This window comes from Alteromonas sp. R7 (genome assembly GCF_055755235.1).
In genome coordinates this window covers 112,407-124,548 of sequence record NZ_JBVTQX010000007.1, presented here as the reverse complement: position 1 = coordinate 124,548, position 12,142 = coordinate 112,407, and the positions used below count along the sequence as shown (strand labels likewise).

Here is a 12,142-nt window from a genome sequence, read left to right as displayed (position 1 = left end):
TTTTTTTACAAAAAGTGCACATTTCTAGTTAAAAAAAGTAAACAAAGTGTGATACTAATACTACCCGCAATAACGCGATAAGTTTAACGGTGAGTTTTTCACCCATTTATGATTTATTGTGCTTTGCGAAACGCGTTTTAATAACGTGACACTGGTGTGGCAACAACCAATATAATAATAAAAACAATTTTTCACCTGTGTACCCTGCATAACAATCGCCGCACCCAAAATAAGAACTTTGGGAAAAACTATGAAATTAGCATCAATAGATATCACGTTGTTCGTGGTATACGTCGTCGCGCTTGTCGGAATTGCGTGGTGGGTTTCTCGCGAAAAGCAGGGTCATCAAAAAGATACAAATGATTACTTTCTAGCGGGCTCAAGCTTGCCATGGTGGGCAATTGGCGCATCACTCATCGCTGCCAATATCTCTGCCGAACAAATCATCGGCATGTCGGGGTCAGGTTACCAGTTGGGGCTTGCCATTGCGTCTTATGAGTGGATGGCCGCCATTACGCTGCTTATTGTCGGCAAGTTCTTCTTACCTATCTTTCTTAAGCATAAAATTTACACCATGCCTCAATTTCTTGAGCAGCGATATGATCATCGCGTTCGCAAGGTAATGGCAATATTCTGGCTAGGTGTTTATGTTTTTGTAAACCTAACTGCTGTGCTGTGGTTAGGTGCATTGGCCATCAATACCATCGCGGGTGTTGATATGGTTTACGGCATGATGTTCTTAGGCCTTTTCTCGTTAACCTATTCACTTTACGGCGGCTTGAAAGCGGTAGCACTCACCGACATTATTCAAGTCGTGTTGTTGGTTATTGGTGGCTTGTTCCTGTCGTATACGGCGTTAAACCTAATCAGCGACGGCAATGGTGCCATCCAAGGTTTTGTTGACCTTACTAACAAGCTCCCTGAGAAATTCGACATGATATTGTCAGAAGACAACCCGCACTATATGGACTTGCCGGGCATTTCTGTATTGATTGGCGGTATGTGGATCATGAACCTATCGTATTGGGGCTTTAACCAGTACATCATTCAGCGCACGTTGGCGGCAAAGAGCGTTCAAGAAGCGCAAAAAGGTATTGCGTTTGCGGCTTTCCTAAAACTGCTAATGCCGCTAATTGTGGTATTGCCAGGGATTGCAGCAGTGCTAATTGTGCCAGACTTAGCTAAACCGGACCAAGCATACCCAAGCCTAATGACGCTGATGCCTGTTGGCCTTAAAGGTATTATCTTCGCAGCCTTGGTGGCGGCGATTGTGTCCTCGCTAGCGTCGATGACAAATAGCGTTTCTACTATTTTTACCATGGACCTTTATAAAGATAAGCGTCCAAACGAGTCGCAGCAGCATTATGTGAAAGTGGGTCGTATCGTTAGCTTGGTCGCGCTAATCATTGCTATGGTGGTGGCCAAGCCGCTGTTGGGTAATTTCGATCAAGCATTCCAGTATATCCAGGAATTCACGGGCTTCTTTACACCAGGTATCTGCGCATTGTTCGTTTTAGGTATGTTCTGGAAGAAAACCACAGCAAACGGTGGTCTATTGGCCGCATTAGGCTCATTTGTTTTAAGCATTGTATTTAGACAATTCTGGCCTGAACTGCCGTTTATTGACCGTGTTGGTCTTGTGTTCCTGCTTTGTGTCGCTTTAGCTGTGGTTGTTTCTCTGCTAGAGAAAAAAGGTGTCAGTGAAAACGCTGTCGACCTAAACGAAGTGCAGTTCAAAACCACAAGCGGATTTAATGTAGCATCTATCGCTGTAGTTATCCTTACAGCAGCGTTTTACATTACGTGGTGGTAGCAGACAAGGAAGGGCGTTTTTAATCGCAACGCCCTTGCTAAAATTAGCTAAAAACAACGCGAAAGTTCAGAAGACGCTGACAATAAATTTTGTTAAGTTCTAGAACGTGTTGCAGTTAGTAACGTAAACCTGTGGTGAAAAACTTCAATTTTCCCTCATAAAATGCGGTATACTAACCGGCTAATATTCGATGAACTTTCGCGCTTGCTGATGTCTTACTAAGAAGAGTTATACAGCAAGCCACTAAAAACGTTACAGGAGACATCAATGGCAACGAAAGGCGTTAATAAGGTTATTCTTGTTGGAAACCTTGGCAATGATCCTGAAGTTAGATACATGCCTAACGGAAACGCCGTTGCGAACTTAAGCCTAGCAACTAGCGAAAGCTGGAAAGACCAACAGGGTCAGGTTCAAGAGCGCACTGAGTGGCACCGCCTTACAATGTACCGTCGCTTAGCAGAAATTGCCGGAGAGTACCTGAAAAAGGGCTCGCAAATTTATGTTGAAGGTAAATTGCAAACACGTAAGTGGCAAGATCAGCAAGGCCAAGATAAATACACCACTGAAATTATCGTAGACCAAATGCAAATGCTTGGCGGTCGCGGCGGTGAAGGCGGTGGTGGTAACGGTGGTTACCAACGTCCTCAGAACAACCAAGGTGGTTACAACCAGGCGCCTGCACAAGGCGGTTATAACCAAGCGCCACAGCAAGGTGGTGGTCAGCAGGGCGGCTACAACTCAAACCAAGGTGGCGGCTACAATCAAGCGCCTCAAGGTGGCAATCAAGGTCAGCCAAAGAACCCACCAATGGCTGAGCCAGATTTTGACTTCGACGATGACATTCCGTTCTAAGCAAAAACAGTTCATGTGTTGAAAATATTCTAAGAGCCGCTTTAATAGCGGCTCTTTTTTTGAGCTAAGTTCGCCCAATTATGAGATTGGTGCCCGCCTTTCTTCCCCCGATTACCTTAAAATAATTTCATCATATTCCCATTGTTGTTTTCCCATAAACGCGATGAGTGAGCTTTAAGAATTACGTGTAAAAGGTTGGGTTTTTGCAGTGTCAGTAGTAGTAACCTTGGTGGCTTTTGTTTTGTTGTGTCTTAAAAGCAGCGTGCTGTTTGCGCAAACAGACGGCGAATGTGAAGGGGAAAGCTGCGTCTCCAAAAAGCCTACAGTAGTATGGTTGCGACCACCCGAGCTTGGAATTGAAGGCAGTGGTGTCAGTATCACTTCAGGGCCGATCTATGACGTCATGGCGTACCTCTCTACACACCTGCATAACTACGACCACCAATTTGAAGCTTATCCGGTTAAACGCGCATGGTCGTTGGTACAGCATCAACAATCCGCACAAAAAGTGTATTGTTTTTATGGCGCCGCTTACCAAGAAGAACGCGCTGAGTGGGGATATTACTCTCAGCCAACCTCTATAAACTTACCGCTACTCATTGTTGCAAGAAAAGCGCTTCAGCCTTCACTGAAAAATGAATTAGATACCGCGCAGTCTCAGCCAACACAGGGATATTTTGAGTCCATTTCTTTACGTGCTCTGCTTCAGCAAAATTTGAGAACGGTACTCTACAACGATGTGAATAACGTATACGCCGATACTGTTGAGCAATGGGCTACAAAAAACAATGTGGTTCGTTTAAATGGGTTAAGCAAAGACTTAGGCATGCATACCATTGCCCTTCTGGAAAGTGGAAGAATAGACTTTGGCTATGTAGGGCACCGCGAGCTTTCAGCATTACCAGAAGAAGAACTCGATGCGCTTAATGTTTATCAAATCAGTGAACTGTCACAGCAGCTAAGAGGAACAAAGCGCTTACTGTGTTCTAAGAGTGAGCTAGGACAAGCGGTAACGAGTGATCTAGACAGCGCGCTAACTCACATTACATCTACGCCTATGAAAAGCCAAACCTTAAGAGACATTAACTTTGTGGCAGATGGATACCCTTTATTTCTTAAACCACTTTTTGATGAAAGGTGGAAGCAATACCTTTCAAACTGAAGGCTTTCAAGGTTTTACGTTTTACCATTACTTTCACGACAATTCATACGTAAAGCAGCCTATTTTATTACCTCCCCTTATTCTTCCTAATCAACAATAATAATAGTGTTTGGCTTGTGTGATACCCGTGACGAGGTATTATAAATTTGCCTGTTAATAACGAGAAAATTCCCCAAATTATGAAAACGTTATCCCTGCTTTTTGGCGGTGCTGTTCTGGTTTCAGCGACCGCGGCCATATCTCCTTCGGTATCAGCTGCTCAAACGCTTTATAAGCCGTTTCCAGCCGACGTAATGCCATCGTTAAGTGAGAAAGGTAACTATGATGTTGGCGTAAAGACAATCGAAGCGGCTTATCCTGCTAAAGTAAAAGACATTGCTGGTAATGAAGTCGAGCGATCACTTACTTTGGAGGTTTGGTATCCTGCAGCAAGCTCGGCTCAAAAGGCCACGTACATTAATGAAACAAGAAGTGGTCAGGTGTTTGAGGTACAAGCTGATGCAAGCCGTGATGCGCCTATTGCCGCTGCTGACACTGATTTTCCGGTAATTGTTATCTCTCATGGTTATACCGGTTACCGCACCCTTATGTTTTATTTAGGCGAACACCTCGCGTCTCACGGTTATGTAGTAGCGGCAATCGACCACACAGATTCCACAAACAAAGATGTTAATTTTGCAGAAAATCCGTATTCAGGTTTTCCAAGTACGTTATTAAATCGTTCACGAGACCAAGTTCTTACATTGAACAGCATCAGCGAAAATACCTTTTTTAAAGAGAGTGTAGATGCAAGCAAAGCGGGAGTGATTGGCTATTCAATGGGGGGCTACGGCGCAGTTAGCACGGTAGGAGGATGCTATGCTTTTAACGACCAAACCGCTGCAACCTTCACTGGTACACAAGATCCTAAAACGGCGGCGTTAATTAAAGAAGCGCTTAACACCTGCGCAGGTGGCAAGGCCAGTAGCGAAGAAGCATTACCAGCCTGGAAAGCGGCGCTAGCACTTGCGCCATGGGGCGGGCAACATCAGCTATTTGATGTGCAATCGCTAAACAATATTAAAGTTCCTGTTCTTTATGTTGCTGGGGATAACGACGATATTTCTGGCTACGACGGTATAAAGTGGTTATTCGATAATACCGGCAGTAAAGAATCTAAGTTACTAACCATTAAGAATGCACGCCACAATGTTGCACCTCACCCTGCACCTAAAGAAGCTTATGGCAGTGAATTTGATTTGGGAAGTTACATTGAGCCGGCATGGGAAGTGCAAAAGCTTAATGCCATTAACGAGCATTTTGCGCTTGCGCTTATGAACTGCCATGTGAAAGGTTTAAAAGATGATTGTGAATACCTGAATGTGAGTGGCAGTAGTGCCCAAGTACCCGTAGATGGCAAAAAGCCAGAGCCTTGGAAAGGGTTTGACGATCGCTGGGCGTTAGGCTTGGAGATGCAAAGCAAGTAAGCACCACAAAAAAGCGAGCAGCGGCGTAACACCGCTTAGCTCGCTTTAGCTTCTAGCTTTCGAGTCGAGTCTTCAGCTCTATACCGCTTTAACGGTATAAATCAATGCAGTTTGTGGGAAGAGCACCGGCAGCTGCATACCGTATTTCATCAATACTTCGCCAGAGAATACTTGCCCTTCAGTTTGTTGCAAAATAGACGGGGTGTATTCTTTTAGCTTTTCAGGCCATACACGCTCAATGGTGTATTGTTTGTTAGCATCAAGACCTGCAAAGTAGAAGCGGTTTGGCGTAGTGCGAACAGTTTCCAAAACGCTGTTATATGCAAAAATACCTTCTTGCTTGTCTTTAGATACATAACCAAATTTTACGTTCATGCCGTCATCGTCCATGCGGAATAGGTCGCCGCCGTGGGTGATATGACGATACTTTTTGTAAAGTGAAATAGCATCAGTAAGCACTCTTTGCTCGTGGTCAGTAAGTTCACGTGGGTCCATCTCTATACCCATATGGCCAAACAAGGCTACTGCCGAACGTATCTCAACAGGTAAGTGTCTACCCGTTATATGGCAGTCGCGCGGGCCAACGTGTGCGCCCATTACTTCAGCCGGGAAGAAATAAGAACAACCACGCTGAATATACAAACGGTCTAGTGCGTCGTTAGAATCCGACGTCCAGAAACGATCTGTGTGTGGCAAAATACCTAAATCTACACGGCCGCCTCCTGAACAACAGCTTTCTATCTCAATGCCTGGCTTCGCTGCCTTAACGCGGTCTATTAAGCTGTAAAGCGCAGCCATTTGACCATGCATCGCAGGTTTACCGTGAAGGTTGCCGGGGTGGTTTACGTCGCGGTTCATGTCCCATTTGATGTAGCTGATTTTGGGGTACGTCTTCAGTACATCAGTAATCACTTTATAAAGGTACTCAACCACTTCAGGGTTGGTTAAATCCAATACGTACTGATTTCTAAAAGGAACGTGAGGGTTATTCTCGGTTTGCAGCGCCCACTCAGGATGTGCGCGGTAAAGGTCGCTGTCAGGGTTTACCATCTCTGGCTCAAACCAAATACCGAATTCCATGCCAAGGCCAGTAACATGGTCAATTAGCCCGTCTAGTCCTTCAGGATAGATAGCTTCATCAACAAACCAGTCGCCAAGCCCTGCCTTGTCGTTTCTGCGCCCTTTAAACCAACCATCATCTAACACAAAGCGCTCAATGCCCAGTGGTGCAACTTTATCGGCTAAGGCTTTAAGTTCATCTTCGTTATGATCGAAATAAATTCCTTCCCATGTGTTGTAGTGCACTGGGCGAGGCTTCGATTCAGCACTGTGGTTTAGCACGTTGCTGCGAATGAAGTTATGGAACTGTTGTGATAGCGAAGAGAAACCTTCACAGCCATAGCCTGTGTAAAGCACGGGGGATGTATAGCTTTCGCCAGCGTTAAGTACCAATTCACCTGGAAATAATAACTCACCAAACTGCACATAGCTTCTGCCATCAGCCATAAGCTCGGCGCGAAGCTTGTGGTTTGCAGAAGCGCCAAGGTGATAGCCATAGCACTCACCGTTAAGTTCACCCGTGCCTTGAGGGAATGCAATCAGGCCAGGGAAGGTGTCGTGAGATGTTTTGCCTCGGCGATTTTCACGTACATAACTTCCAAAGAAGAGATCGTGATCTTTGGTTTGAAACTCTGCTGACCAGCGGCCTTCAAATGTTTTAATTTTACTTACGGAAGTAGGCAAGGGCAGGCTAGCGGCATTCAAATAGCCTAAATTGAGCGGTGTTTCGCCACTGTTTTCGAGACGAGAAACGTATTTTACTACGCTTGTTTTGTTATCGAGCTCAACAGTTGTGATAAGACGCATACCGCGGCGAGCGTCTTCGCTTACGAAAGCAACAGACTGTGCATCTTCATTTATTTCGGTCAGGCTAAAGCCTGCTGACCACTGGTCGGCATCGCCCGACACTTCAAGACCTGGCTGACCCGTCCAGCCGTCACCGTGAGTCGGTACCAACGTAATCGGCGGTTCAATTACGGGTGCGCATTTGGCTTCTTGACGGGTGTTTAAAACGCTCAGCATTTCTGGTGTTGTACTGTCACTTAATGGCGCACCATAGTAAATGACTTTGGGCATACGACCCTGGCAGTCGAATATTAATGTGGCTTTCTCGTTCGACAAACGAACGAATGATGTGAGTGACGACATAAAAACCTCATTTTACATGCCTAGATGTTTATAGCGCATGTTGTTAAAAGAAAAGATGACTGAAAAGTACAGAAGGAACATCCGTACGGTTTTATGGTTTTACAACGGTTTATCGAGCTTAATACCTGCTTTCTTGCACGGTCGTCGAGTAATTAAATCTGTTTCAATCACGCTTACAGAGTCTTCTCTCTGCTTTCATCTACTTCACAGCGTGTGGCGGAACAAAAGTAAGCAACAAACCGTACTTTTGCTCCGCCACAACCGTAGTAATCCTAGTTATCTGAACCAGCCAATATATGGCTGACCTTATTAGCCGTGTGCTTCTTCGCTCTCTATCAAACGACCACGCCATTCTGCCTTTTGCTTAAATACAACCCGATTTAAGACAAGGGCGAGGGCAATACAGCAAACCAATGTGACCAACATCAGGTGAATGTAGTGCAGGCCGAAAGGAGCGTGTACAAAGCTAAAGAAAGCGTATAGACCCACACCAAAGACAACTGCCGCTATTCCCGCGTTGGCGTTTACGTTATTAAATAGTAATCCAACAATAAAGATGGAAAGAATAGGCATACTTAACAACCCGAAAAGTTGTTGAAGCAGGTTGATGATGCTTTCTGCTTGCGCATACACAGGAACCATAACTAGCGATACAATAGTAAGCGCCGCGGTCACAAAGCCGCTTAAGCGCGCAACGTTTGGCTTCTTCTGAAAATACGCCTCGTGTATATCGCAGACATAAAGTGCAGTCGCAGAGTTGAGGTTACTGTTGTAAGTAGTGAGTACTGCTGCAGCGAGGGCCGCTGCAAATACACCTGATAGCCAGCTAGGTAAAACATCACCTACCAACGTACCGTAAGCGGCATCGTTGATATCGCCGTACAGCTTATACGAAATGATACCTGGAACTACGATAATGGTAGGAACAACGATAAAGCGGATGATCGCTGCAGCGTATACGCCTTTCTGTGCTTCTTTTAAATTAGGTGCAGCCATGGCGCGCTGAGTGATTACCTGATTCGTACTCCAGTAGAAAGTCTGGATAAACACCATACCGGTTAATAACGTGTGCCATGGTAGAGGTGAATCATTATCACCAATTAGGGTTAAGCGTTCGGCAGGTATGCCCGAGAAATCAAAATCGATTGCGAATAGTGCAAGAACGACAACAACAATCGCCATAGTCAAAAGCAATACGCCAGAATAGGTATCTGAAACTGCAACCGCGCGAAGCCCACCAAAGATAGCGTAGAAGGCACCAATCAATGCAAAAGCGGTGGCAACATACATAAGTGGAATGTCTACATTGAACATGTTAATCATGAAAAGCGAGCCGGTGTAGATTACGGCAGGCATGAAAATAAGGCTGCTACCTAGGAAGAAAAGAAGGCCTATTAGTGCTCTTATATGCTTGTTGTTATAGCGCATTTCCAGTAATTCGGTGGTTGTGGTGCACTGATAATGATAATAGACGGGAAGAAAAACTCGCGCGAGAATGATTAGGCCCGCCACCGCGGCAAATTCCCACCACGCAAGCAGTGCCATTTGGTTACCGTTCATCCCTACAAGTTGATCGGTACTTAAATTAGTTAACGTTATTGAGCCCGCGACGTATATCCATGTTAGTCCGCCGCCAGCTAAGAAATATTCTTTGTTTTCGTTGGCTTTACTATGCCCATGACCGCGACACTTTAAATAGGTAAGAAGCCCGATAAGTGCGGTGATGAAAATAAAAACGACAAGTTGGGTTAAGCTGCCTGACACGAAAAACTCCTCAGCAGAATAAAGACAAAAGGGGGCAACAGCGCCCCCTTGATAGACTAGTTGTTATTAGAAGCTAGCACGAACACCAACAGCGTAACGAGCACCGTCAGCAACTTGTTGAACGAAATGTTCTGATAAGCGACCGCGACGCGTTAGCTCTTCGTCAGTAATATTAATTCCTTCGAAGAATACCGTAAGAGACTCAGTTACATCGTAACTTACACTCATATCAACTTGGGTGTAAGTCTCAGTGAAACGAGGCTCAGTACCACCAAGAGTACTTACCGCTTCTTGCATAAAGGTTTCACGATTGTTCAGTGCAACACGCGCTTGGAACGCATCTTTTTCGTAGAACAATGTAATGTTTTGTGAGTTACCTAAACCTGGTAGGCTAAATTCTGCATCTGAGTTAACGATAGTAGCATTAGCTTGGATACCGAAGCCGCTTTCAAGCGTGTGCAACCAAGCAAGCTCTAAACCTTCAACTTCAAGCGTATCGCCGTTACGAGGGCGCAGAACGCTAAATACATACTCGCCACTTTCTAAGAAAAGAGACTCATCAGCAACATCACCTGCAATGAAGTCTTCCACTTCTTTGTTAAAGGCTGCTGCTGAGAAGTAGCTAGTATCATCGTAGTACCATTCTAAAGATACATCCCAGCTGGTCGCTTTATATGGCTTAAGTTCAGTGTTACCCGCTTGTGCTTGCAAGTTACCCGGACGGCTCACAGTAACATTAAATACAGGCACTAAGTCATCCATCATTGGACGCGTTAGCGTTTCAGAAAACGCATAACGTAGGTATAAATCGTCTGTTAACTGTAGCTTAACGTTTAAGTTAGGAAGCAGCGAAGAGTAGCTGTTTTTCTCGTTAACCGGCGCACCTACTTCTGTTTCATAAACTACATTAAGGTCTGACGGATCGTTAGGGATTGGCTGAAGATCTCTTACAATCTGACTTGTCCCGTCTACTGAAGTGTCAGTTTCGCTGTAGCGGAAGCCAAAATTCACATCAAGTGGCATCTCTGAGATTTCAGTAGTGAAGTAGAATTGTGCGTACGCACTTAATACTTCTTCGCTCACTACGAATGAGTCATTGCTTGGCTGTGGGTTGCCAATATTTGTTGCATCAATCGCTGCGCGAACATCATCGAATGATTCACCTGTAGCGTCTGCAATTTGCTGTACTGCTGCATCAGACGTTGCGTAGTCAAAGAACGCTTCAGGGTCGTAAGTTAGCCACTGATTAGGCACACCACCGAAGTAGTTTTGTGCAGTAAATACACTTAGAAGCTCGTCAGGAAGATCGAATGTGTAGCCACAATAAATGTCACAACCAGAAGCGAACAAGCGAGTGTTAGATTTTTCACGATCTTGGAAATAGATACCGAAATCTGCTTTATAGAACGCATTGTCTGAATCAGGTACCCAAGAGAAGTCTGCACGGTATTCACTGATGGTATCTTCCGTGTCAAAACCGTTACGCTCATTGTAGTGCATACGACCTAGTGAAGGTGTTTGCAAAGCGGCATCACCACCGGCAACAGTCAATGATGGGGTAGCACCTGTGAAATCTACACTGTATTCATTGTTATAACCCACAACAGTGAAGAAGTTGTCACCGCCACTGCTGTCTTCGGCAGTTGAAGTTGAGATATCAATGTTTGCAGTCAAGTTGTCGTTTACTAACCACTCAAAGTTTGCACCGAATGCTTGGATTTCAACATCTCGGCCGTAGCGGCGGCGAATAAAGTCAGTCGCACCACCAACACCGTCTACAACGGTGCTTGTTACACCTGATAGACTACCGTTGTCAGTAAAAGACATGTTGTCGAGGTTGCTATCAGAGAACCAATGGCCAACACTGTGTGCGTCTGAGTCAACTTCAAATTTAGAGTAAAGACCATCTAAAGTAAGCGTCATGTCATCGTTAGGAGCATACTGAACAACAAGGTTACCAGATGTTCTTTCACGATCGACTAAATCAACGATTTGGTCAAAGTTCTGCGGAATGTACACACCGTTGAACTGAGCATTGTCAGCGTAATCAGGGTTATCTAGCTCAGAACGATTGGTTAGGCTTACTTCAGGACGCCAGTAACGCGTTTCTAGCATGTTTGTTTGTAGCTTACGCTGTTGGAATGATGCAGCAGCTAACACACCTAGTTTACCATCCATAAAGGTATTGGTAATTAAGCCCGACATTTGTGGCGTTGTTTCTTCAGAAATGTCTTCGTACATGCCTTTTACACTTGCAACGGCCTTGAAGCCGTCAAATGCGAATGGGCGAGCAGTTGTGATTTCTACGGTTGAACCGATACCACCTTCTTGCATAGAAGCGAGAGGGCTCTTGTAAACTTTTGCACCGCTGATTAGTTCAGCTGGAAGCGTATCGAAACTAAAAGCACGACCTTGGTTTTCTGTAGCAATCTGGCGGCCGTTAACAAGTACGGTGTTAAAATCTGGGCCGAAACCACGCACAGTAATAAATTGACCTTCACCACCTGAACGATCAATGGCAACACCAGTAATTCTTTGTAGTGATTCAGCTACGTTTTGGTCTGGAAATTTACCTAGGTCTTCAGCCGTAATACCGTCGTAAACAACATCAGATGCTTTCTTATCTAGCATTGATGCTTTCAGAGAGCTGGTAAAACCTTTAACTTCGATAACTTCCACTTCTTTATCAGTAGCAGTAGTTGCTTCCTGTGCCAGTGAAATAGGGGCGTGTAGGGCAGAGGCGATAGCAACACCTAAAAGTGAGCGTTTCGCGATAGGGCCTAACTGTGATGTGTTAATTTTATGTGTCACTGTGTTTTCTCCGTGAGTAGGCTACGTTTTAACGTACTTTGCACTTAAATTACGTTTTTAGTATGT

7 protein-coding genes are annotated in these 12,142 nt (G+C 44.9%); 4 read left to right on the top strand and 3 right to left on the bottom strand.

The features are described 5' to 3' along the window. Positions 1 to 250 precede the first annotated feature (250 nt). From AC0J2X_RS12850 to AC0J2X_RS12835, 4 genes are all read left to right on the top strand, one after another. A complete protein-coding gene (locus tag AC0J2X_RS12850; protein ID WP_014975374.1) occupies positions 251 to 1,813 on the top strand; it encodes a sodium/sugar symporter in 1,563 nt (520 codons plus the stop codon). Between the two features lie 267 nt (positions 1,814 to 2,080). After that, a complete protein-coding gene (locus tag AC0J2X_RS12845; RefSeq protein ID WP_014947881.1) occupies positions 2,081 to 2,665 on the top strand; it encodes a single-stranded DNA-binding protein in 585 nt (194 codons plus the stop codon). Positions 2,666 to 2,873: 208 nt separating this feature from the next. After that, entirely contained in the window at positions 2,874 to 3,827 is a 954-nt protein-coding gene (locus AC0J2X_RS12840; protein WP_061439040.1) for a hypothetical protein, read from the top strand. Positions 3,828 to 4,006: 179 nt separating this feature from the next. Then, positions 4,007 to 5,293: an alpha/beta hydrolase family protein gene (locus AC0J2X_RS12835; protein WP_069943577.1), complete on the top strand. Its 1,287-nt coding sequence runs from the start codon at positions 4,007 to 4,009 to the stop codon at positions 5,291 to 5,293. A gap of 78 nt (positions 5,294 to 5,371) precedes the next feature. Here AC0J2X_RS12835 and AC0J2X_RS12830 read toward each other — a convergent pair whose 3' ends face one another. The 3 genes from AC0J2X_RS12830 to AC0J2X_RS12820 form a co-directional block, all read right to left on the bottom strand. After that, positions 5,372 to 7,501, bottom strand: coding sequence for an alpha-galactosidase (locus tag AC0J2X_RS12830; RefSeq protein WP_061439044.1), 2,130 nt, complete (start codon positions 7,499 to 7,501; stop codon positions 5,372 to 5,374). A gap of 309 nt (positions 7,502 to 7,810) precedes the next feature. Next, entirely contained in the window at positions 7,811 to 9,265 is a 1,455-nt protein-coding gene (locus AC0J2X_RS12825; protein ID WP_039217377.1) for an SLC5 family protein, read from the bottom strand. Positions 9,266 to 9,331: 66 nt separating this feature from the next. Then, positions 9,332 to 12,076, bottom strand: a complete 2,745-nt coding sequence (locus AC0J2X_RS12820) for a TonB-dependent receptor (RefSeq protein ID WP_014947886.1) — start codon at positions 12,074 to 12,076, stop codon at positions 9,332 to 9,334. Between the last annotated feature and the right edge of the window lie 66 nt (positions 12,077 to 12,142).

Coding starts and splice junctions, on each gene's coding strand:
- AC0J2X_RS12830 (WP_061439044.1), bottom strand. CDS start 7,501: ATGTCGTCACTCACATCATTCGTTCGTTTGTCGAACGAGAAAGCCACA.
- AC0J2X_RS12850 (WP_014975374.1), top strand. CDS start 251: ATGAAATTAGCATCAATAGATATCACGTTGTTCGTGGTATACGTCGTC.
- AC0J2X_RS12835 (WP_069943577.1), top strand. CDS start 4,007: ATGAAAACGTTATCCCTGCTTTTTGGCGGTGCTGTTCTGGTTTCAGCG.
- AC0J2X_RS12845 (WP_014947881.1), top strand. CDS start 2,081: ATGGCAACGAAAGGCGTTAATAAGGTTATTCTTGTTGGAAACCTTGGC.